Raw genomic sequence first — 19,632 nt, forward strand, 5'->3', positions numbered from 1 at the left:
TTCCGGGTTGCTAAGGTTTCACCCGCGCCGCAAGGTGCAATTCCCCTGTAGCTCAATTGGCAGAGCATTCGGCTGTTAACCGGAGGGTTGTTGGTTCGAGTCCAACCGGGGGAGCAAGAAACTCCGCTTGACCTGGTCAAACAGGGCAAGCGGAGTTCGTCGTTTTACCCGGGTTGAGCGTGGTCGCACCCCGGGTCGTCACCGCGGTTTTGCGAGTCACTTGATCGGTATTTACGGCGTACCCCTTGACTTTGCGTAGATCGCTCAGCAACCATTGAGTCAATGGGTACTGAGCAACATTCCGAACTGGAACGTCGAGCGAAGGTGCACGCCGCGCTCGGTGATCCGGTGCGACTTCGGATCGTTGACAGGCTCCAGACGAGTGATGCCTCCCCCACAGAGCTCGCCGGGATGTTGTCTGTCCCGTCGAACTTGTTTGCTCATCATGTGCAGACGTTGATGAGCGCAGGCGTTGTTTCCCGTCATCGTTCCGAGGGCGACGGGAGGCGTACGTATCTGCATCTCGAGCAGGACACGCTCGAGAGCCTGGGCACCGCGTCCCCCGTGGCGGTGCCCAGGCGTGTCCTGTTCGTGTGTACGGGTACCTCGGCGCGGTCTCATCTGGCGGCGGCGTTGTGGCGTCAGGTGAGTACGATCCCGGCTGCTTCGGCGGGTACTCATCCTGCTGATCGGATCAATCCGGGCACGGTCGATGCTGCTGCCCGCCATCATCTGGACCTGCCGATCGTCGATCCGGTTCGGATGGACGACGTGCTCGATCCGGGTGATCTGGTGGTCACGGTCTGCGACCGGGCTCATGAGACTCCGAAGGTGCCCGGTGAGCTGCACTGGTCGATCCCGGACCCGGTCGACAAGGGCCCCGAGGCCTTCGACGCCGCGTACGAAGAGCTCCTGCACCGGATCAACGCGCTCGCGTCCCGCCTGCACCCCGAGAAGCCAACCTCCACGCCCTGAGGAGTAGCCATGGACACCGGCTCCACCCATGACCACCAGCTGGCACCGAGCAGCGCCACCGCTCGCCCTGACGGGGAGCTCGGCGGCCACTACAGCCCAGCCCTCTTCGAGCAGACCCTGAAGGACTCGCTCGACGACGCGGGGAAGAACGCCCTCCCTGCCGCCGACGCCGCCCTGCTGACCGAGCAGTTCGCCGGCATCGTCTACTTCTCCGACATGGCCGCCGACCGCCCGCGGCGCCCGCAGTCGCCGTATCGCAACGCCGCGGCGGGCGCGCCCGGCGGGGAGCACTCCTGCTCCACGCGAGGTCGTCGCGTCCCGACCCGGCCCTGGCGACTGCCCGCAGGCGAACGGAGCCCCAAGAGCTGACGCGGCGTCTCCGTCTCAGCCCTGGCTGATCAACGCCTGCGCGACCGTGCGTACGCGGTCGATCGGCACGGCGAAGCCGATGCCGATGTTGCCGCTCGGCCCGCCCAGGGTGGCGATGGAGGTGTTGATCCCCACCACGCGGCCGTCGAGGTCGACGAGCGGGCCTCCGGAGTTGCCGGGGTTGATGGCGGCATCGGTCTGGATCATCTCGGGAGAGGAACCAGAGGAGCGGTGCGGCGAGCTCACGATGCCGGAGGTGACGGTGCCGTTGAGGCCGAGCGGTGACCCGACGGCGATCACCGGCTGCCCGATCCGGAGGTTGCCGCTCTGGCCGATGGTGGCGGGGCGTACGGCGTTCGGGTCGGTGGCGATGACGGCGATGTCGTTGCGTTCGTCGCTGCCGATGACGCGGCCGGCGGTCGAGCTGCCGTCGGCCAGGACCAGGCTCACCGAGTCGGAGCCTTCGACGACGTGGGCGTTGGTGACGACGTGGCCGACGCCGTCGATGGCGACTCCTGAGCCGGTGCCTCGGCCGGCGCGTACCTGGACGACGCTGGGGAGGATGCGCTGGGCGGCGGCCTCGGTGGCGTTGGTCGGCGCCGCTCCCTGAGGTCCTGGAGCGGGCACGGGGAGGGCGTCCCTCACCGGGTCGGGGCTGGTGATCCCGATCGCCACGCCACCGCCGGCGGCCGCGCCGGCCAGCACCGCCGCGGCGAGGGTGAGCGTGAGCGTACGTCGCGGCCGCCGGACCAGCGCCGGGGGCGGCTGTGAGGGCGGGGCGCCGGTGGGCGGCCGCGGTTCGGCGGGCTGGCCTGGGGGCATGCCTGCGGTTCCTGGTTGGGCGACCAGCCGCACCCTGCCGTAGCGGTCACGCACCACGCGTCGTGCCGGAGGGGGTGCCGACAGGGGGGTCGGGCTCGGCACGGACGGTGGTGTCGGCGCGGGTGCGACTGGTCGGATCGGGGATGCGGGCCGGAGTGGACGGGCCGCTCGGGCGGGTGGCGCCGAGGTGGTCCACTGCTGGGGGCCGGTGGGGCGGCCGAGCCCGCGTTCGGGAGATGCGGTGTCGTTCATCGGAGTCCTCCGGGAGATGCCTAGATGAGCCGGGCGAACCAGCGCAGCGAGAGGGCGGCGGCCGCGAAGGCGAGGGTCATCGCGCCGAGCACGACCCAGACCGTGACCTCGCGGTATTCGATGTGGTGGCCGACGAGGGTGCCGATGTCGTCGTAGACCTCGCGCAGCTCGTCGGCGCTGGACGCGCGGTAGAACCGGCCGCCGGTGGTGTCGGCGAGGTTGCGCAGGGTGTCCTCGCGGACCTCGACCGACTGTCCGCCGGGCAGGGTCGCGCTGGATCCCTCGGTGCCGTAGGCGATCGTCGAGGTGGGCAGCCCGGCCTCCCTCGCGGCTTCGGCGGCGGCGACGGGGCTGCGGCCGGCGGAGTTGCCACCGTCGGAGAGCAGGACCAGGTGGGCCGGCGACCGCTCCTCCTCGGACTCCTCCGACCCCTCCGACTCCTCGGGCTCCTGGGAGGGACCGGACGCGGCGGCCTCCTCGAGGATCTGCTGCAGGTCGTCGATCGAGGAGTAGACCGCCTCGCCGATGGCCGTGCCGCCGTCGGGCGGTCCGAGACCGTCGATGCTGCGTACGACCAGGGCATGGTCGGTGGTCGGGCTGGTGACGACGCGGGCGTTGCTGGAGAAGCTGACGAGGCCGACGTTGTAGCGGGCCGGGAGCTGGTCGATGAAGCTGATGGCCGCGGCCTTGGCGGCCTCCAGGCGGTTGGGTGGCATGTCCTCGGCCGTCATCGAGGCGGAGGTGTCGATGGCCACCAGGATCGTGGCTCGCTCGTAGGGCACCTGCGCCCGGACCTGGGGCTGGGTGGTCGCGACGGCGAGAAGGGCGAGTGCTCCGACCACCAGCCCGGCGGCCAGGTGGCGGCGCCAGCGCGGACGGTGCGGGACGAGGCGCTCGAGCATGGGCGCGGTGGCGAACCGGACGGCGTACCTGATCCGGCGGCGCTGCATGACCAGGTAGCCGACGGCGAGCAGGGCGATGGGTATCAGTGCGAGCAGGAACAGGGGCTGGGTGAGTCTCATCGGGGGCTCCTTCCGGTCAATGGGTGGCCGAGGCCGTCCGGGGCCGGGCCGGCCGGGGGTGCCGGGCCCGGCGGCGCAGGAGCCGGACGAGTGCTCGCGCCCAATCGTCGTCGGTGGACATCCGCAGATGGTCGGCGCCGGCGGCGCGTACGGCCTGGCTGTTGTTCTCCCGCAGCGTTCGCATCGCCTCGGCATAGGCGGCTCGCAGCCGCGGATCGGACGTGTCGGCCTCGTGCTGGCGGTTGCTCTCGGGATCCACGAGCGTGATCTGACCGACGGCGGGCAGCTCGAGCTCGCGAGGGTCCACGACCTCGACCAGGATCACGTCGTGACGCGCGGTGAGCCGTCGCAGCGCCGGCTCCCAGCCGAAGGGCCGCTCCCAGCGGCCGTCCGCGGGCAGGAGATCGGTCACGATCACCCGCAGGCCGGAGTTCCGAGCACGCCGGCCGAGCTCGACCAGCGCATCCTCGAAGGTGGCGCCGCCGGCAGCCGCCGGGGCCGTACGCGGCGAGGACGGCTCGACGGTGAGCAGCCGGCGGGCGACCCGGCGCCCGGTGGTCGGCGGCCGCCAACGTACGCCGCCGGCGTCGAGGATCCCGAGCCCGACCCGGTTGCCCGGACCGTCGGCGGCGATGCCGATCGCGGCGACGGTCGCCTCGGCGACCTCGACCTTCTCGGCGAGCGCGGTCCCGAAGGCCATGCTGGGCGTGCGGTCGACCAGCACCCAGGTGTCGAGCTCGTGCTCGGCCCGGGTGAGCCAGACGTGCGGCTCGCCCAGACGCGCGGTCGCGTTCCAGTCGATGCGGCGTACGTCATGGCCCGGTGTGTAGGGCACGAGCTCCTCGGTATCGCTGCCCGGACCGAGCCGGAGGCCGTCGATCTCGCCCTGGAGCATCCCGCCCACCCGGCGCTGAACGGTCAGGTCCAGCCTGCGGAAGGCGCTGTAGGGCGACCTCACGAGGCCAGCTCCTCGTTCGGCATCGGCTCGGCCGTGTCGGGGTCGTCGTCGCTCGGCGTCGCTCGCGGCTGCGGGACCGCGGCGAGGACGGCGTCGACGACGGCGCGCGGGTCGACCCCGTCGGCCTCCGCGTCGAAGGTGAGCACCAGCCGGTGGGCGAGGATGTCGCCGGCCAGGTCGGCGATGTCGGCGGGCAGCACGTAGTCGCGTCCACGCAGCAGCGCCAGGGCGCGGCCCGCGGTGACGAGACCGAGGCTGCCGCGGGCGCTGACTCCATAGGCGAGGAGCCCGTCGAGGTTGTGGAGGCCGTAGGCGTGCGGCGTCCGCGTCGCCATGACGAGCTTGACGGCGTACTGCGCGACCTCGTGATGGACGAACACCTCCTCGGCGCGGGACTGGAGCTCCCGCAGCGTGGCGATGTCGAGGATCTGCTCGACGCGGGGCGGCCGGGTGCCCATGCGCTGGACGATCGTCATCTCCTCCAGCTCGTCGACGTGGCCGACGTCGACCTTCAGCAGGAACCGGTCGCGCTGGGCCTCGGGGAGCCGGTAGACGCCGTCGTTCTCGATCGGGTTCTGGGTGGCGAGGACGAGGAACGGGTCGGGCAGGCGATGGCTGGTGCCGCCGATGCTGACCTGCCGCTCGGCCATCGCCTCCAGCAGCGCGGACTGCACCTTGGCCGGGGCCCGGTTGATCTCGTCGGCGAGGACGAGGTTGGCGAAGACCGGGCCCAGCTCGGTGTCGAACTGCTCGGCCGACGGGCGCCACACGCGGGTGCCGACGATGTCGGAGGGCATCAGGTCGGGCGTGAACTGGAGACGGGTGAACGAGCCGCCCACGACGCCGGCGAGGGTGCGTACGGCCAGTGTCTTCGCGACGCCCGGCACCCCTTCGAGCAGCACGTGGCCGCGGGCCAGCAGGCCCACCAGCATCCGCTCGATCATCAGATCCTGGCCCACGACGACGCGCTTGACCTCGAAGAGCACGCGCTCGAGGAGCGCGTTGGCCCCGAGGTCGGACCGGATCGGCCGGGTCGGCCGGGACGGCTGGGTTGGCTGGTGCTCTGTTTCCCACATGCGGGGCCTCCCTGGTTGATGGATGTCTCTGCCGGACACCGATCTCATCGAAGAAGGCCGAAAACCAGCGGAAACGGCACCGAAAGCCGGCCGAAAGCGCAGGACCGAACCGATACCCAGCGGTCACGTCGAACGCGTTGCGCAGGCATGGTCACGCGCTACCGTTCTTGAGCGTGAGGGTCTTGATCGTCGAGGACCAGGCGGGCCTGGTCAGCGCGCTGCAGGTCGCGCTGCAGCGGGAGGGCTACGCCGTCGACGGCGCGGGCTCGGTCGCGGACGCGCTCGACAAGCTCGGCCTGAACGCCTACGACCTGGTGGTCCTGGACGTCAACCTGCCCGACGGCAGCGGCTTCGAGGTCGCCTCGGCGCTGCGTACCGGGGGAGTGGCGATCGCCGGCGAGGAGGTCCCGCGGATCCTGATGCTCACCGCCCGCAACCGCCTCGACGACCGGGTGCGCGGCCTGGACGTGGGGGCCGACGACTACCTGACCAAGCCCTTCGAGCTGGCCGAGCTGACCGCGCGGCTGCGGGCGCTGCTGCGCCGGCCGAGCAGCGACGGCACCTCCGTGCTGACCCACGGGCCTATCCGGCTCGACACCGCCCGGCAGCTGGCCCGGCGGGGCGACCGGGAGCTCGGCCTGACCCTCAAGGAGTTCTCCGTCCTGCGCTATCTGATGACTCGGCCGGCCTTCATCGTCTCGGCCGAGGAGCTTCTCGAGCACGTCTGGGACGAGAACGCCGACCCGTTCACCCAGACGGTCCGGGTCACGGTCGGTACGCTGCGCCGCAAGCTGACCGTCGGCGACGAGCCTCCGGCCCTCGAGACCGTCGTCGGCCGCGGCTACCGGCTCCGGGACCTGCCCGAGCTCGACCAGGGCGCGACCGCATGAGCGGGGGCGTACGTCGCCTGGCCGTGCGGCTTCCTCGGTGGCTGCGCACCGTCAGGGTGCGGCTCGCGCTGACGTACTCCTCGCTCCTGTTCGGCGTCACCGCGTTGCTGCTCGCCGGTGTCTATCTCGCGCTCTCGAGCAGCATCAGCGCCGCCCCGCTCGACCCGGTGACGGTCAAGAAGTTCGAGACCGAGGACGGCCACATCGTCTACAAGCCGGGGCAGGAGTTCCAGGCCGCGGACTTCGCCGATGTCCAGGAGGCGGTCAACTACGCCTCCCTCCAGACGTTGCGCAACTACTCGATCATCGCGCTGATCGTGATGTTCGTCCTCAGCCTCGCCATCGGCTGGTGGGTGGCCGGCCGCGCGCTGCGGCCGGTCGGCGCGATCACCCGCACCGCCCAGGAGATCAACGCCTCCGACCTCACCCGGCGGATCGGCGCGACCGGGCCGCACGACGAGCTGCGTACGCTCGCGGACACGATCGACGGGATGCTCGCCCGCCTGGACCGGGCGTTCTCCGACCAGCGCCGCTTCGTCGAGGACGTCTCCCACGAGCTACGTAACCCGGTCTCCTTGATCCACACCAACGTCGAGGCGGTCCTGGCCAACGACCGGTCGACGACTGCCGAGCGCCACGAGGCGAGCGTGGTCGTGCTCCAGGCCACGCGCCGCATGCGCCGCCTCCTCGAGGACCTGCTCGCCATCGCCCGCAGCCGCTCGGAGGCCTTCGCCGACCGCCAGGTCGACCTGGCCGAAGCGGTCACCGCGGCGGTCCGGGAGTACCGCCTGCCCGCCGAGGCTCGCCACCTCACGATCGTGGAGCGCAGCCACCGCGGACCGGTCGTCGTCGGTGACCCCGATGCGCTGCAACGTGCCGTCGCCAACCTGCTGTCGAACGCGGTCAGGCTCGCGCCGGCGGGCTCGACCATCACCGTGGGCATGGGCGGACGGCAGGGTTGGGCGTGGGCCGCGGTCGCCGACGAAGGACCGGGGATCGCCGCTGCCGACCAGGACCGGATCTTCGACCGGTTCTACCGCGGCAACGGGTCGTCCGGCCGGGAGCAGGGCACGGACGGGTCCGGTCTCGGTCTCGCCATCGCCCGCCAGATCGCCGAGAGCCACGAGGGCCGGCTCGTGCTGGTCAGCCGTGGCCCGGCCGGAAGCACCTTCGTGCTCTGGCTGCCCGACCACGCCATGAACCGTTCCGCCAACCGCACCGACGCACCCCCGGAGGGAGACCCGCTGCTCGGGTGACCCGCCGACCTACCGTTTGAGGAGTGAGCATGAGAACAGCGACGACGTGGCGCGGGGTCAGAACCTTCGCCCCCGTGGTTCTGCTCGGCACCGTCGCCGGGCTCGCCCTGCAGGGATGCATGAGCGTGGAGGTTCGTGTCGACCCGGCCCAGACCGCGCCCGCGGAGCCCGCGGCCTACTACGGGGTGGTCGAGCACACGTCGGAGGACTGCTGGCGCGCCGATGCGCCCGCTGCCTAGCCTCCCTCGCCGCTGGCGACGAGCATCTCGAGGTCGGTGACGCCCTGGATCGCCTCGAGGGCAGGGGTGTGGCGGTCGTCGGTGACGAGGGTGTCGATCCGGCCGATCTCGGCGACCCGGCCGAGATGGACGCGACCGAGCTTGCTGCTGTCGGCGGTGACGACGACGCGGGAGGCGGCCGCGATCATCGCCCGCTTCAGCTCCGCCTCGGGGAGGTTGATGTTGGTGATGCCGGCCTCGACGTCGACGCCGTTGCAGCCGATGAAGGCGAGGTCGGCGCGGATGCGGCCGAGGACGGTGTCGGCGAGCGGCGGGACCAGGGAGTGCTGGAGCGGGCGGAGCGTACCGCCGGTCACGATGACCTGCAGGCGGGGCAGCGCCGGCTCCAGGCTGAGTGCGATCGAGAGCCCGTTGGTGATGACCGTGACGTCGACCAGATCCGTCCGGCGGACCAGCTCGGCGGCGATGGCCGCAGTGGTGGTGCCGACGTCGAGCAGGACGCTCATACCGGAGGTGAGCTGGTCGACGGCGAGCCGGGCGATGGCCTTCTTCTGAGGAGCCGCGTCGACCTGGACCTCCTCGAACGGTCGCTCGCGCAGGCCTTCGGCCGGCATCGCGCCGCCTCGGATCCGCCGGACGGCGCCGCCGTGCTCGAGGGCCTCCAGGTCCGTACGCACCGTGACGGTGGAGACGCCGAACGTCTCGCTGAGATCGACGACCCGCATGAAGCTGCGCTCCTCGACGAGCTCGCGGATCCGGTCGCGGCGCTCCTCGGTCGGCAGATGCTCCACGGGCTCGGGCATGCCGACATGCTGCTCACGCCGTCGACATTTGTCAATGCGAAAGAGTTGATTTCGATAACGAAAGAGATCTAGCCTTCGAGCCGTGACAGGGATTCCCAAACAGGTCCATGCGCTGGCCGACGGGCGCGAGCTCATCTACTTCGACGATCCCGGCTCGACCCTGCCGGCCGAGCGCGCGGCCGACGGGCGGGAGCTGCCTCCGCGACCTCCGACCGCGCAGATGCGTCAGGACGTGCTGACCGGCGAGTGGGTCACCGTGGCGACCGCGCGTCAGACCAGGGTGATGCTGCCGCCGGCCCACCTGGACCCGTTGGCGCCGCAGACGTCCGGCAACCCTTCCGAGATCCCCTCGACGTACGACGTCGCGGTCTTCGAGAACCGGTCGCCGTCGTTCGGCCCGGACCCGGGGGAGGGGCCGGCGGACCTCTCCGGCCTCGCGCTCGGCCGCAGCACCACCGCCGTCGGACGCTGCGAGGTGGTCTGCTTCAGCCCTGAGCACGAGGGGTCGTTCGGCTCGCTGTCGCGCGAGCGCGCCCGGACGGTGATCGAGGCCTGGGCGGATCGCACCGCCGAGCTCTCGGCCCTCCCGGGGGTCGCGCAGGTCTTCCCCTTCGAGAACCGGGGCGAGGCCATCGGGGTCACCCTCCGCCACCCACACGGCCAGATCTACGCCTACCCCTACATCACGCCGAGGACGCAGCGCCTTCTCGCCGCGATCGAGGAGTACGGGCCGAATCTGCAGGCCGACCTCCTCGCCTTCGAGCAGGCGGGGGAGCGGGTCGTCCTCTCCGGCGAGCACTGGACCGCCTTCGTGCCGTACGCCGCCCGCTGGCCCGTCGAGGTCCACCTGATGCCACACGCCCAGGTGCCGGACTTCGCGGCCACCACCGACGCCCAGCGCGAGGAGCTGAGCACGCTCTACCTGCGCCTCCTGCGGGGCGTCGACGCGCTCTACGACGACCCGACCCCCTACATCGCCGCCTGGCACCAGGCTCCGGTGCGGTCCCACCGCGACAGCGTCCGGCTCACCCTCCAGCTCACCAGCCCGCGGCGTGGGGCCGACAAGCTGAAATACCTGGCCGGCAGCGAGGCGGCGATGGGTGCCTGGGTGGCCGACATCCCGCCGGAGCACCAGGCCGAGCGGCTGCGCGACGCGATCGCCCGCGCGGACGAGGACAACCCGGTCTGACCCGCTCGACCGCATGTCCTCGACAGGGCCGGGTACCGCGTGCGGATGACTGAGATGAATCAGGATGATGCCCGCGTACAGGCACTTCGAGGTGTGGTCGAACGAGTGACCGCGTGGCAGGAGACCGCGCCCGAAGGAACCATCCGGGACGAGCTCGGCAAGGCGCTCCAGGAGGCCGGGGTGACCCTCACCGAGGAGCAGCAGGAGCTCGTCACGGAGAAGATCTCTCATCAGGAGATCGTCGACGTCGACCTGCTCGCCGCCGACACCGGCGAGGGCGGGCCTGCGTGAGGCAGGACGTGAAGCAGGACGTGAAGTAGGAACGGCCGCGGAGCATCCTCGGACCGGTCGGGGGATACCGGTCGTGCCATGAGTGGAGAACAGCTTCAGCCAGAAGACACCCTCGACGACCGCGGCGTGGACGACGTCCTGGACGAGGGCTACTCCCCGCCCGAGCGCCCGCGGGGCGTCACCGCCAAGGGGGTCACGCCCCGGGAGGAGATCGAGGGCGAGACCATCGACGAGCGCCGCGCTCAGGAGGAGCCCGAGGTCTGGGAGGAGGCGGAGGCCGAGGCCGACGCCGACATCCTGGACGGGCCGGTGACCGGGGAGGTGGGCGAGGCTCGTTCGGGTCGCCTCACCAGCCCCGACGAGGGTGTGCGCGAGGACGAGGAGGGCACGCTCATCGGGCACGACGAGGGGATCGACGGCGCCGGAGCCTCTGCCGAGGAGGCGGCGGTGCACATCGTCGACGAGCCCCCTGACTGAGGCTGATCCTGCCCCTTCAGGGGTACTGGTGGGTGCCGGATCCCTATCAGCACAGAGGAGGACGACCGTGTCCGAAGATGTGACCGACCTGATCATGCAGGACCACCGTGAGGTGGAGAGCCTGTTCGAGAAGCTGGAGCGAGAACCGGAGGTACGTGCCGGGCTGACCCCCGTTCTGGTGACCCTCCTGTCCGCACACAGCCGTGCCGAGGAGGCCGAGGTCTACCCGGTCGCCCGGGACGAGGCCGGCGAGGCGGACGACGTCGCGCACAGCCAGGAGGAGCACCTCCTGGCCGACCGCCTGCTCGCCGAGCTCAGCGAGTGCGACCCCTACTCCACGGCCTATGACAACAAGCTGGCCGAGGTGGTCGACGCCGTCTCGCACCACATCGAGGAGGAGGAGTCGACCGTGCTGCCCGGCATGCGCAGCCGTCTCGACGACACCCGGCGTACCGAGCTGGGCAAGGCCTTTCTGAAGAGCCGGCAGGAGCACCTCGGCGAGATGCCCCAGGACATCACCCGTGACGAGATGCGCCGTCAGGCGTCCAACGCGGGCATCCCCGCCGGCGACAAGGACAAGCAGGCCCTGCGCCAGGAGCTGGATCAGCACGCCGACAGCTGACCGGCATGGTGGTGCCCCGCGCGAGCGGTTGGTCGATGCTCAGCGCGGGGCAACCATCAGCGGCTGGGTGACGACGGCGAATCTGCCGTGCTCGTCGGACATGCCGCCCTGCGCGAGCCCGATGCCGTCCGGGCCGATGGTGCTGCGGGCGTCGAGCAGCATCCACTCGCTCACCGGCGGTCGCTCGACGGTGACGGTCACGGTCGGCGGGATGAAGTACCACGAGCTCATCGGCAGGGAGCCGGACAGGCCGTTGGTGGAGTCGGCCAGGGTGAGGAGACGCTGCACCGGGGAGGTCTCCTCGCCGGCGACCAGCGGAACCCGCAGGCGCGCCCAGACCGTCGCCGGGCCCGGCTCGTAGCCGCCGCTGACGAACCGCCAGTCGAGGGCGCGGCCGTAGCCCCAGTCCGGGCTGACCCCCTCGAAGAACCGCTCGGAGGAGGCCTGCGGGATGGCGGGAACTTTCCCGCCGGAGCACCAGTGCTCGCGGGTCGACCCCGGCGTGGCCCGGATCAGCCAGGCGCTCGCCTTGACGGCGAGCCGCTCGCCGGCCCACAGCGAGGCCTCGACGAGCTCGACCCGGCGACCCGGCCGAACCACGTGCGCCTCGACGCGCATCGTCCCCTGAGGGATGCCGCCGAGCATGTCGGCGGTGAACCGGGCGATGGACAGGGCCGGGTCGGAGCGTACCGACTCGATCGCCCGGGCCAGCAGGGCGGCGGGAGGGCCGCCGTGCTGCAGCGAGTGGTCCCAGGGGCTGGCCGTGGCCGGGGTCGACTCGAAGATGCCGTCCTCGCCGGTCGGCTGGTAGAAGGCGTCGAACGCGAGTGTCATCAGCGTCTCCGGGCCGCCGGTCAGCGGCTCAGTTGCGGGTAGAGCGCCTCGATCGGCTGAGCGAGACCGGCCTTGACGTCGGCGCTCACCTTGTCGGCGATGATCTCGTACGCGTCGCTCTCGAGGCCGTCGTAGGCGGTGCGGATCACGTCGGCCGGATCGTTCTTCGGCTCGGTGATGCGGGCCGTCATCGGGGTGTCGGTGTAGCCCAGGTGCAGCGACGCGACGTGGATGCCGTCGCCGGCCAGGGCGAGACGCTGGGTGTTGGTCGCCGACCACAGCGCGGCCTTGGTGGCGCTGTAGGCGTCGCCGATGCCGTACCAGCTCAGGACCGAGAGCACGTTGAGCACGACACCCTTGCTGGCGCGCAGCGACGGCAGGAAGGCGTTGGTGACGTCGAGCGCTCCCCAGAAGTTGGTCTCGAACAGGTCGCGGACGGCGCTGAGGTCGCCCGTCACGCTGGCACCGTTCGAGCTGCCCGCGTTGTTGATGAGGACCGTGACGTCCCCGGCGAGAGCCGCCGCCTCCACCACCGAGTCGTGGTCGGTCACGTCGAGCTTCAGTGGCACGATGCGGGGGTCGCCCCACTCGCGGGGGCTGCGGGCGGCTGCGTAGACCTTGGCGGCGCCGCGCTCCAGGGCCTGGTTGACGAAGTGGGTGCCGAGGCCGCCGTTGGCGCCGGTCACCAGGACGACCGCGTTCGCGAGAGTGGGCATGTGGTTCTCCTGTGTCGAGGGCGCGGACGCCGCTCCGATGTGGGTTGGTTTTTCCAACGTACTCGGGTTGGTTTGGTTTTCCAACTCGATTAGGATCGAACCATGATGTCGGAGGTACGTGAGTGCTCGGTCGCGCGAACGCTGGAGCTCGTCGGGTCCAAGTGGACCCTGCTCGTCGTCCGTGAGCTCTTCCTCGGGAGTCGCCGGTTCGAGGAGATCGTCCGGTTCACGGGAGGCCCGCGCGACATCCTCACCGACCGCCTGCGCCGGCTCGAGGCGCACGGACTGGTGACCCGGGTGCAGTACGAGCAGCGTCCCCCGAGGTTCGAGTACCACCTGACCGACCTCGGCCGCTCGCTCGCGCCGATCATCGCCGCGATGCGCGAGTTCGGTGACCGTCACCTGGCCGGCGAGGACGGCCCGCCGCTCAGGTTCGTGCACTCCTGTGGCTCGGAGTTCCACCCCGTGATGGCCTGCAGGGCCTGCGGGGAGGTCGTACGCAGCGGCGAGGTCGAGCTCGCGGACGCCGCGAGCTGAGCGAGCCGCGCGGTGCGGCCGGGGGTCAGCCGACCGGCGGCCCGGCGATGAGCGCGACCACGGTCAGCGCAGTGACGCTCGCGACGCCGGTGGCCAGGCCGCGCACGGGGTTGCGGAGCAGCCACGCCAGCGGCCGCTCGAGGGGGCGGGCCGGAGACTCCTCGATGAGCCGCCACGTCGGGGCCAGGAGGCCGCGGCGCTCGGCGTAGCGCTCGAACCAGAGCGTCAGGAACGGCGGGATCGAGGAAGCGAGGCCGGCGACCAGGCGGCCGAACGACCAGCGCTGGTCGACCGCGATCGCGGTCGTGGTCACGCAGTAGGTGATGAAGACGATCCCGTGCAGCATCCCGAAGATGCTGACTCCCAGCTCGGTGGTCTCGGTGACGTACTTCAGGAACATGCCGCTGAGCAGCCCGGCCCAGGTCACCGCCTCGGCAGTGGCGACGATCCGGTAGATGCGGGACGGCGAGCGGAGAAGGGCGGACACGCGCCAAAGTCTATTCGCACCCGTGTACTGGTATGAATCGAGCGGCCACGGGTACCGATCGCGGCATGACGACCGACACGCTGCACTACACGATCCCGGGCATGGACGAGAGCGATGCTCGGACGACCATCGACCTGCTCCAGTCCCGCCTGCACGCCGCGAACGACCTCCAGCTCACGCTCAAGCACGTGCACTGGAACGTCGTGGGGCCGCACTTCATCGCGGTCCACGAGATGATCGACCCCCAGGTCGACGCCGTACGCGCGATGGCCGATGCGCTCGCCGAGCGCATCGCGACCCTGGGCGGTGCCCCGCGAGGCACCCCGGGCGCACTGGTCGAGGAGCGCGAGTGGAACGACTACAGCATCGGCCGGGCCACCACCCAGGAGCACCTCGCCGCGCTCGACGTCACCTACCGGGGCGTCATCGAGTCCTACCGCAAGGCGATCAAGGCCCTCGAGGAGCTCGACCTGGTGACCCAGGACATCCTGATCGGCCAGACCGAGCAGCTCGAGCTCTTCCACTGGTTCGTACGCGCCCACCTGGAGGACCAGGGCGGCCAGCTGCAGACCAGCGGCGAGGCCACGGAGGCAGGCGCGGCCCGCGCCGCCCGCGGCTGAGGGGGATCCGATGCGGTGGTGGTCGACGACGCTGGCACTGCTCCTCCCGATGATGCTCACCGGGTGCGCCTCCGGGCAGGAGGACGCGGTACGTGAGCGCGCGACCGCCTTCCAGGACTCGGTCGCCGCGCAGGACTGGGCGGGCGCATGCGCGCTGCTCGCTCCGAAGACGCGGACCGAGCTGGAGGCGGCCGCCAAGAAACCGTGCGCCGAGGCGCTGTCCGAGGAGCAGCTGCCCGAGCCGGGCGCCCTCGACCGCGTCGACGTCTTCGGGACGATGGCCGAGGTCCGGTACCAGGGCGAGACGCTCTTCCTGACCCGGTTCGCCGACCGCTGGCTGCTGCACGCGGCAGGCTGCACACCGCAGCCGCCGAAGCCCTACGACTGCACGCTGCACGGAGGCTGAGATGCGGATCATGTACGTCGCCTATCTGGCGGTCATCGGCATCGGACTGCTCTACACGTTCGTGCTCGCGCTGAGGCACGGGTGAGGAGCAGCGATGCGACGGTTCCTCAAGGAGAACTCGCTCAGCCTCGCCTTCGGGGCGCTCTTCCTGGGCAGCCTCGCCGGCCAGGCCATCGCCGGTTGGCACCAGCTGAACGACGAGCTGTTCGCCGACGGTCTCGACCGGATCACGCTGGGTGGCTACCTCACCTCGGCGAGCTTCGCGGTGGACGTGACGGAGAACTGGCAGAGCGAGTATCTCCAGTTCCTCCTCTACGTCATGCTGACCGTCTGGCTGGTGCAACGGGGCTCCCCGGAGTCCAAGCCGCTCAAGGACGCCGGCCAGGAGTCCGACGAGAAGCAGAAGGTCGGGGCGTACGCCCAGGACGACTCGCCCAGGCTCACCCGCGTGGGCGGCCTGCGGACCGCGCTCTACTCGCGGTCGCTCGGCATCGCCATGGGCGTCATCTTCCTGCTGTCCTGGCTGGTCCAGTCGGTGGCCGGGTGGGCCTCGTACAACGAGGTCAGGCTGCAGCAGCTGCGTGACCCGATCGCGTGGGGCTCCTACCTGGTGCACTCCGACTTCTGGGCGCGGACCCTGCAGAACTGGCAGTCGGAGTTCCTCGCGGTCGGCTCGATGGCGGTCCTGTCGATCTACCTGCGACAGCGGGGGTCACCCGAGAGCAAGCCGGTCGGCTCCTCCCACGAGGCCACCGGCGTCGAGGGCTGAGAAGCGGTCAGGCGTCGCCGTCCTGCGCCAACAGGCGCAGGACGGCTCGCTCCGCCGCGGCCTGGCGGGCCTTCGGATCCGTGCTCGACCCCTTGCGTACGTGGATCGTGCGTCCCTGCTCGTGCAGCTCGAGGACCCGCGGGTCGACGTAGGAGCTGCGGGCGACGGCCGGGGTGTTGCCGAGGTACTCCGCGACCTCCTTGACCGCGGCGACCTGCTGCTTGTGCCGGGACCTGGCGGTCGGCGTCACACGCTCGGCCGCCTCCGGGTCGTCGGTCAGGGCGAGGGCGGCGAGCACGGTGGCGTGCCAGGTCCGGAAGTCCTTCGCCGACACCTCCAGCCCGCTCACTTCGCGCATGTAGTCGTTGACCATGGCGGGCGTCAGCCGCTGCCATCTCGGGCCCTGCTTGTAGGCGAGGATCTCCTCGAAGCCGCCGCGCCTTCGACGCAGCTGTGCGATCGCCTCGACGGAGATCGGGTCGTCGATGATGATCGTGTGGTGGACGCCGGACTTCCCGGTGAAGTCGAAGACGTAGGCGTCGCCCCGCTTGCGGACGTGGCGGCGCTCCAGCGTCGTCAGGCCGAAGCCGCCGTTGTCGTCGGCGTAGGCGTCGCTGCCGATCCGGAAGCACCCGAGGTCCAGGAGCCGCAGGGCGAGGGCCGACGCCCGGGCAGCGCTCATCCCGGTCGTGGCGAGGTCGCGCTCCGTCCGCTCGCGTACGCGGGGAAGGACCCTGCCGAGCTCCAGCACCCGGTCGAACTTCTCCTGGTCGCGCTTCACCCGCCAGTCGGGGTGGTAGAGGTACTGGCGGCGGCCGGCCGCGTCCGTCCCCACTGCCTGGAGATGACCGTTCTCATGAGGACAGATCCACACGTCCTCCCAGGCCGGCGGGATGGCGAGCGCCCGGACGCGTGCCGCCGCGTCGTCATCGAGCCGGTCGCCGGCGTCGTCGAGGTAGACGAAGCCGCGGCCCGCGCGGCGGCGGGTCCATCCCGGCTCCTCCGGCGAGGACCGGCGAAGTCGAACCACCAGGGGCCCCTCTCACCCGGTGGTCTCGTCGTTGTCGCGCGCTCGCGCGGCGAGCAGCCGGTGCGTACCGTCGCACCACGGCTTGATCGCGGAGCCGCCACACATGCACACCGCGCTGACCGGGCGCACCGTGTGGTGGACCTCGCCCTCGGCGTCCAGGACCTCGTGCTTCCCGCGCAGGAGCATCGGCCCGGCCGGGCACAGCACGATCGACGCGTGCTCGAACTCGCTCATGAGACACCCCATCGGTCGAGCATCGCCTCGGCGTAGCGCGCCTCCAGGTCGAGACAGGTGAAGGCACCGAGGAGCAGCTGGTCGCGGTCGCTCGGGTTCTCCTCCAGGAACGCGCCGCACACGTCGCGCAGGGCGACCTGCTCGTGGACGGCATCGGCCTCGACGTGCTCGTCGTAGTAGGCGGCCATCTCGTCCGGGAAGTCGAGCCGCCGCAGGCCTCGGGCGAGCTGTCGCGAAGGCACCGAGCTCGTCGCCTCGAACGCGGCGAAGTGACCGAGTGCCGCTCCGCGGAGCCGGCGGTGCATCCCGAACAGCGACAGCGCGTTGTTCATCGCCAGGATCTCGACCGGCGCCTCGTCGACGTAGCAGGCGTGGTCGGTCCGTAGCCCGGACGCCTCCATGCCGCGGCGGAACAGGTGGTGATGCAGGCGGTTGGGGTCGCCGTCGCCGTACTCGTCGAACAGGACCTCCATCAGCGCGGCCTTGGGCCGGGTGTCGAGCCGAGGGATGACCCAGCTGGTGGGATCGGCCTCCTTGAGGTGGTAGAGCGAGCGGTGCTGCAGGAGCTCGAGTACCTGCTCGCGGTCCGCCTTGCGCTGCACGAACCGCGCCAGCGAGGGGCCGTCGTGCCCGTCGATCACGTCGGTCAGCTCGCCTGCCTCGTGGAGAGGGCTGGCCTCCCACCGCCTGCGCAGCTCGGCCTCGAACGACCTCTCCAGATCCCGGCGCAGACGCAGCAGGTCCGCGTCCCACTCGAGCTCGGCATCCACCTCGTCGAAGCCGCGGTAGTGCAGCTCGTAGAGCGCCCACAGGGCGATCTGGGCGTCCTCCTCGGACTCCGGCGACGGCTCCAGACCGGCGGTGGCGCCGCTCTGGAGCGCGTTGAACACAGCGGCACTCAGGGTGCCACGCGACTTAGGCAGCATCTCAGCCCACCTTTCCCTCGAGCTCTGGGTACCCAGCGGCGGTGCTCGACATGCTCGGCACCGCTGCCCGGGCGATGTGCACGAGCACGCCCTCGCCCGGCGAGTCGCGGACCTCCTCGACCGCCAGATCGCTGCCCTCGAGCAGCTGCAGCACGCGGTCGGCCTGGTCGGTCGTGCCGAGCTGGAGCACGGCCGCTCCGCCGGGGGAGAGGTGGCGGGCGGTCGCGGCCAGGCACGTCCTGGCGACCTGCATCCCGTCCGCGCCGCCGTCGATGGCGAGCAGCGGGTCCTCGGGATAGCGCCCGACCTGGGCCGTCGGCACCCAGGGCGGGTCGGCGATCACCAGGTGGAAGCGCTCGTCCGGGTCGAGTGCCTGGTCCATGCTGCTGTGGCGTACCTCCACCAGGTGTGACAGCCCGGCGCGCTCGGCGTTGGCGCGGGCGAACTCGCAGGCGACCGGGTCGGCGTCGACGCAGACCAGCCGACGGCCGACCAGCGCCGCCGCGAGCAGGCCGATCTGGCCGGCGCCCGAGCACAGCTCGAGCATCGGTCCGTCCGGCAGGTCCGCCGACAGCTCGGCCGCCCACTCGGACTGCCGGGCCGTCCACGTACGCGGCGTGAGCACGCGCTCGTCGAAGTCGATGTCGAGATGACCGAATCGGATCATGACAGCACTACCTCCTCGATGTCGGGACACTCAGGTGAGCTCGGCCAGGCGGATCACGGCCCGGTCGAGCCGGCCCACCTCGGAGCGGATCCGGCGCTGGGTCGTGGAGCCGGTGCCGCGCGTGAAGACCCGGTCGATGCCCTGCTCGACGCGGGCCAGGTCTCCGGTGTCGCGCAGCGCCGGCCCGATGTGCTCGAGCATCTGGTCCACCACGTCGCGAGCCGGCCGCGGGCGGTGCGTCCTCGGGTCCAGCAGGTCGCCGCTGACCCCGTGCCGGCCGGCCTGCCACATGGCCAGCCGGAGGACGGCCACGGAGGTGGGATCGGCGGGCTCGCCCTGGGCCCATTCCCGCGCCCCGGTCTCGACCAGCGCCCGCGCCAGCCCGGCGATCAGCACCGCGTCGCGGGGATCGAGGCAGACGTCGGCGACCCTGACCTCGAGCGTCGGGTAGTTGCGGGACGGCCGGGCGTCGAAGTACGCCATGCCCTCGTCCAGCGGCACCCCGGTGTCGATGAGGAGGCGCAGGTGGTCGGCGTACGCCTGGGCGCTGCCGAAGACCTCGGTCGGCCCGTTGGTCGGCCATCGGGTCATCGCCTGGGACCGGAAGCTCGCGTAGCCGGAGTCGTCGCCGTGCCAGAACGGCGAGTTGGCGCTCACTGCCAGCAGCACGGGAAGCCAGGTGCGGATCCGGTCGAGGGCCCCGATCGCCTCGTCGTCGGAGTCGACCGAGACGTGTACGTGGCAGCCGCAGGTGAGCTGCTCGCTGGCGGTCAGCCCGAACTGCTCGGTGATCGCCGCGTAGCGCTCGTCCTCGAAGGTCTGCGGACGCACCGGCAGCGGGGTCGTGCCGCTGGCCAGGATCAGCGCGCCTGCCTCCTTCGCCGCAGCGCGTGCCTTGTCGCGCCACCGCCGAAGATCCAGCTCGAGGAGGCCGAGGTACTCCTCCGGAGGAGTGTCGGTCTCGACCTGTTGCTTCTGCATCTCCGGGCCCACCGAGCCCCCCACCTCGTCGGTCTCGGTGTCGCCGTGCCGGCGCGCCACCCGGAGCACCTCGCTGGCCACCGACCGGGGTACGCCGGTCTCGGCGTCGACGAGGAGCAGCTCCTCCTCGACGCCGACTGTCCGGACCCGGTGATGGGTACTGCTCGAAGAGTCTTTGCTCACC

General features: G+C 71.1%; 26 protein-coding genes and 1 tRNA gene. 14 read left to right on the forward strand and 13 right to left on the reverse strand.

From position 1 onward, the window contains the following. The first annotated feature begins 41 nt into the window (after positions 1–41). From HD557_RS06950 to HD557_RS06960, 3 genes are all read left to right on the forward strand, one after another. Positions 42–114, forward strand: a tRNA-Asn gene (locus HD557_RS06950). 168 nt (positions 115–282) lie between these two features. Then, on the forward strand, positions 283–975 hold the full coding sequence (locus HD557_RS06955) for an arsenate reductase/protein-tyrosine-phosphatase family protein (protein WP_196873369.1): 693 nt from the start codon (positions 283–285) through the stop codon (positions 973–975). 9 nt (positions 976–984) lie between these two features. Then, the gene (locus tag HD557_RS06960) at positions 985–1,344 is read left to right on the forward strand and encodes a hypothetical protein (RefSeq protein ID WP_008363851.1); all 360 of its coding nucleotides are present in this window, start codon (positions 985–987) and stop codon (positions 1,342–1,344) included. A gap of 15 nt (positions 1,345–1,359) precedes the next feature. Here the strand turns inward: HD557_RS06960 and HD557_RS06965 are convergent, their stop codons facing one another. The 4 genes from HD557_RS06965 to HD557_RS06980 all read right to left on the reverse strand — a co-directional run bounded on the left by HD557_RS06965 (position 1,360) and on the right by HD557_RS06980 (position 5,474). Next, entirely contained in the window at positions 1,360–2,166 is an 807-nt protein-coding gene (locus HD557_RS06965; RefSeq protein ID WP_050801044.1) for a S1C family serine protease, read from the reverse strand. A 272-nt stretch (positions 2,167–2,438) separates the two neighbouring features. Then, entirely contained in the window at positions 2,439–3,440 is a 1,002-nt protein-coding gene (locus HD557_RS06970) for a VWA domain-containing protein (RefSeq protein ID WP_196873370.1), read from the reverse strand. Positions 3,441–3,456: 16 nt separating this feature from the next. Then, positions 3,457–4,398, reverse strand: a complete 942-nt coding sequence (locus HD557_RS06975; protein ID WP_196873371.1) for a DUF58 domain-containing protein — start codon at positions 4,396–4,398, stop codon at positions 3,457–3,459. After that, positions 4,395–5,474 carry an AAA family ATPase gene (locus HD557_RS06980; RefSeq protein WP_196873372.1) on the reverse strand — a complete coding sequence of 360 codons (1,080 nt, stop codon included), beginning with the start codon at positions 5,472–5,474 and terminating at the stop codon, positions 4,395–4,397. Before HD557_RS06980 ends, HD557_RS06975 begins: the two co-directional genes overlap by 4 nt. A gap of 173 nt (positions 5,475–5,647) precedes the next feature. On the opposite strand from HD557_RS06980, the gene HD557_RS06985 reads away from it, so the two are divergent. Genes HD557_RS06985 through HD557_RS06995 form a run of 3 tightly spaced genes read left to right on the forward strand, consistent with a single transcriptional unit; the run spans position 5,648 to position 7,859 of the window. Beyond that, positions 5,648–6,364 (forward strand): response regulator transcription factor, encoded by a 717-nt coding sequence (locus HD557_RS06985; RefSeq protein WP_196873373.1) that lies wholly within the window; start codon positions 5,648–5,650, stop codon positions 6,362–6,364. Continuing rightward, positions 6,361–7,620, forward strand: coding sequence for a sensor histidine kinase (locus tag HD557_RS06990; protein WP_231380208.1), 1,260 nt, complete (start codon positions 6,361–6,363; stop codon positions 7,618–7,620). Before HD557_RS06985 ends, HD557_RS06990 begins: the two co-directional genes overlap by 4 nt. A gap of 29 nt (positions 7,621–7,649) precedes the next feature. Next, the gene (locus tag HD557_RS06995) at positions 7,650–7,859 is read left to right on the forward strand and encodes a hypothetical protein (protein WP_008363863.1); all 210 of its coding nucleotides are present in this window, start codon (positions 7,650–7,652) and stop codon (positions 7,857–7,859) included. Here HD557_RS06995 and HD557_RS07000 read toward each other — a convergent pair. Then, positions 7,856–8,662 carry a DeoR/GlpR family DNA-binding transcription regulator gene (locus HD557_RS07000; protein ID WP_231380209.1) on the reverse strand — a complete coding sequence of 269 codons (807 nt, stop codon included), beginning with the start codon at positions 8,660–8,662 and terminating at the stop codon, positions 7,856–7,858. The two genes, HD557_RS06995 and HD557_RS07000, sit on opposite strands and share 4 nt — an antisense overlap. Positions 8,663–8,744: 82 nt before the next feature. Here HD557_RS07000 and galT point away from each other — a divergent pair, with 82 nt between their 5' ends. From galT to HD557_RS07020, 4 genes are all read left to right on the forward strand, one after another. Further along, positions 8,745–9,851 carry a galactose-1-phosphate uridylyltransferase gene (galT, locus tag HD557_RS07005; protein WP_196873374.1) on the forward strand — a complete coding sequence of 369 codons (1,107 nt, stop codon included), beginning with the start codon at positions 8,745–8,747 and terminating at the stop codon, positions 9,849–9,851. A 105-nt stretch (positions 9,852–9,956) separates the two neighbouring features. After that, positions 9,957–10,142: a hypothetical protein gene (locus HD557_RS07010; RefSeq protein WP_196873375.1), complete on the forward strand. Its 186-nt coding sequence runs from the start codon at positions 9,957–9,959 to the stop codon at positions 10,140–10,142. 78 nt (positions 10,143–10,220) lie between these two features. Further along, positions 10,221–10,619 (forward strand): DUF5709 domain-containing protein, encoded by a 399-nt coding sequence (locus HD557_RS07015; protein WP_008363872.1) that lies wholly within the window; start codon positions 10,221–10,223, stop codon positions 10,617–10,619. A 67-nt stretch (positions 10,620–10,686) separates the two neighbouring features. Further along, positions 10,687–11,241, forward strand: coding sequence for a hemerythrin domain-containing protein (locus tag HD557_RS07020; RefSeq protein WP_008363874.1), 555 nt, complete (start codon positions 10,687–10,689; stop codon positions 11,239–11,241). Positions 11,242–11,280: 39 nt separating this feature from the next. Here HD557_RS07020 and HD557_RS07025 read toward each other — a convergent pair whose 3' ends face one another. Then, complete coding sequence (locus HD557_RS07025; RefSeq protein ID WP_196873376.1) at positions 11,281–12,075, reverse strand: thioesterase family protein; 795 nt, start codon at positions 12,073–12,075, stop codon at positions 11,281–11,283. Between the two features lie 20 nt (positions 12,076–12,095). Further along, positions 12,096–12,791, reverse strand: a complete 696-nt coding sequence (locus HD557_RS07030; RefSeq protein ID WP_196873377.1) for an SDR family oxidoreductase — start codon at positions 12,789–12,791, stop codon at positions 12,096–12,098. A gap of 105 nt (positions 12,792–12,896) precedes the next feature. Here HD557_RS07030 and HD557_RS07035 point away from each other — a divergent pair, with 105 nt between their 5' ends. Then, on the forward strand, positions 12,897–13,328 hold the full coding sequence (locus HD557_RS07035) for a winged helix-turn-helix transcriptional regulator (protein ID WP_231380210.1): 432 nt from the start codon (positions 12,897–12,899) through the stop codon (positions 13,326–13,328). A 25-nt stretch (positions 13,329–13,353) separates the two neighbouring features. Here the strand turns inward: HD557_RS07035 and HD557_RS07040 are convergent, their stop codons facing one another. Continuing rightward, positions 13,354–13,815: a DUF3817 domain-containing protein gene (locus HD557_RS07040; RefSeq protein ID WP_307785551.1), complete on the reverse strand. Its 462-nt coding sequence runs from the start codon at positions 13,813–13,815 to the stop codon at positions 13,354–13,356. Between the two features lie 65 nt (positions 13,816–13,880). Here HD557_RS07040 and HD557_RS07045 point away from each other — a divergent pair, with 65 nt between their 5' ends. The 3 genes from HD557_RS07045 (at position 13,881) to HD557_RS07055 (ending at position 15,610) form a co-directional block, all read left to right on the forward strand. After that, a complete protein-coding gene (locus HD557_RS07045) occupies positions 13,881–14,435 on the forward strand; it encodes a Dps family protein (RefSeq protein ID WP_008363880.1) in 555 nt (184 codons plus the stop codon). A gap of 10 nt (positions 14,436–14,445) precedes the next feature. Beyond that, positions 14,446–14,841, forward strand: a complete 396-nt coding sequence (locus tag HD557_RS07050; protein ID WP_196873379.1) for a hypothetical protein — start codon at positions 14,446–14,448, stop codon at positions 14,839–14,841. Between the two features lie 94 nt (positions 14,842–14,935). After that, positions 14,936–15,610, forward strand: a complete 675-nt coding sequence (locus tag HD557_RS07055) for a DUF6766 family protein (RefSeq protein WP_196873380.1) — start codon at positions 14,936–14,938, stop codon at positions 15,608–15,610. Between the two features lie 7 nt (positions 15,611–15,617). On the opposite strand, the gene HD557_RS07060 is transcribed toward HD557_RS07055, so the two are convergent. The 5 genes from HD557_RS07060 to HD557_RS07080 are packed head-to-tail and all read right to left on the reverse strand — an operon-like array spanning position 15,618 to position 19,631. After that, positions 15,618–16,640, reverse strand: coding sequence for a DNA topoisomerase IB (locus HD557_RS07060; protein ID WP_196873381.1), 1,023 nt, complete (start codon positions 16,638–16,640; stop codon positions 15,618–15,620). A gap of 12 nt (positions 16,641–16,652) precedes the next feature. Then, positions 16,653–16,874: a CDGSH iron-sulfur domain-containing protein gene (locus HD557_RS07065; RefSeq protein ID WP_196873382.1), complete on the reverse strand. Its 222-nt coding sequence runs from the start codon at positions 16,872–16,874 to the stop codon at positions 16,653–16,655. Next, entirely contained in the window at positions 16,871–17,800 is a 930-nt protein-coding gene (locus HD557_RS07070) for an iron-containing redox enzyme family protein (RefSeq protein WP_196873383.1), read from the reverse strand. The genes HD557_RS07065 and HD557_RS07070 overlap by 4 nt, the downstream gene beginning before the upstream one ends. A gap of 1 nt (position 17,801) precedes the next feature. Continuing rightward, the gene (locus tag HD557_RS07075; protein ID WP_231380211.1) at positions 17,802–18,467 is read right to left on the reverse strand and encodes a methyltransferase; all 666 of its coding nucleotides are present in this window, start codon (positions 18,465–18,467) and stop codon (positions 17,802–17,804) included. A gap of 30 nt (positions 18,468–18,497) precedes the next feature. Beyond that, a complete protein-coding gene (locus HD557_RS07080; protein WP_196873385.1) occupies positions 18,498–19,631 on the reverse strand; it encodes a carboxylate-amine ligase in 1,134 nt (377 codons plus the stop codon). Between the last annotated feature and the right edge of the window lies 1 nt (position 19,632).

The sequence above is a fragment of the Nocardioides luteus genome (assembly GCF_015752315.1).
In the GTDB taxonomy this organism is placed as follows: domain Bacteria; phylum Actinomycetota; class Actinomycetes; order Propionibacteriales; family Nocardioidaceae; genus Nocardioides.

Excerpts from the sequence above, each read along its gene's own strand:
- HD557_RS06990 (WP_231380208.1), top strand. The coding sequence starts at position 6,361 with ATGAGCGGGGGCGTACGTCGCCTGGCCGTGCGGCTTCCTCGGTGGCTG.
- HD557_RS06970 (WP_196873370.1), bottom strand. The coding sequence starts at position 3,440 with ATGAGACTCACCCAGCCCCTGTTCCTGCTCGCACTGATACCCATCGCC.
- HD557_RS06980 (WP_196873372.1), bottom strand. The coding sequence starts at position 5,474 with ATGTGGGAAACAGAGCACCAGCCAACCCAGCCGTCCCGGCCGACCCGG.
- HD557_RS07065 (WP_196873382.1), bottom strand. The coding sequence starts at position 16,874 with ATGAGCGAGTTCGAGCACGCGTCGATCGTGCTGTGCCCGGCCGGGCCG.
- HD557_RS07000 (WP_231380209.1), bottom strand. The coding sequence starts at position 8,662 with ATGCCCGAGCCCGTGGAGCATCTGCCGACCGAGGAGCGCCGCGACCGG.
- HD557_RS07055 (WP_196873380.1), top strand. The coding sequence starts at position 14,936 with ATGCGACGGTTCCTCAAGGAGAACTCGCTCAGCCTCGCCTTCGGGGCG.
- HD557_RS06965 (WP_050801044.1), bottom strand. The coding sequence starts at position 2,166 with ATGCCCCCAGGCCAGCCCGCCGAACCGCGGCCGCCCACCGGCGCCCCG.
- HD557_RS07035 (WP_231380210.1), top strand. The coding sequence starts at position 12,897 with ATGTCGGAGGTACGTGAGTGCTCGGTCGCGCGAACGCTGGAGCTCGTC.
- HD557_RS06955 (WP_196873369.1), top strand. The coding sequence starts at position 283 with ATGGGTACTGAGCAACATTCCGAACTGGAACGTCGAGCGAAGGTGCAC.
- HD557_RS06960 (WP_008363851.1), top strand. The coding sequence starts at position 985 with ATGGACACCGGCTCCACCCATGACCACCAGCTGGCACCGAGCAGCGCC.
- HD557_RS07025 (WP_196873376.1), bottom strand. The coding sequence starts at position 12,075 with ATGACACTCGCGTTCGACGCCTTCTACCAGCCGACCGGCGAGGACGGC.
- HD557_RS07050 (WP_196873379.1), top strand. The coding sequence starts at position 14,446 with ATGCGGTGGTGGTCGACGACGCTGGCACTGCTCCTCCCGATGATGCTC.
- HD557_RS07015 (WP_008363872.1), top strand. The coding sequence starts at position 10,221 with ATGAGTGGAGAACAGCTTCAGCCAGAAGACACCCTCGACGACCGCGGC.
- HD557_RS07045 (WP_008363880.1), top strand. The coding sequence starts at position 13,881 with ATGACGACCGACACGCTGCACTACACGATCCCGGGCATGGACGAGAGC.
- HD557_RS07075 (WP_231380211.1), bottom strand. The coding sequence starts at position 18,467 with ATGATCCGATTCGGTCATCTCGACATCGACTTCGACGAGCGCGTGCTC.
- HD557_RS07070 (WP_196873383.1), bottom strand. The coding sequence starts at position 17,800 with ATGCTGCCTAAGTCGCGTGGCACCCTGAGTGCCGCTGTGTTCAACGCG.
- HD557_RS06995 (WP_008363863.1), top strand. The coding sequence starts at position 7,650 with ATGAGAACAGCGACGACGTGGCGCGGGGTCAGAACCTTCGCCCCCGTG.
- HD557_RS07030 (WP_196873377.1), bottom strand. The coding sequence starts at position 12,791 with ATGCCCACTCTCGCGAACGCGGTCGTCCTGGTGACCGGCGCCAACGGC.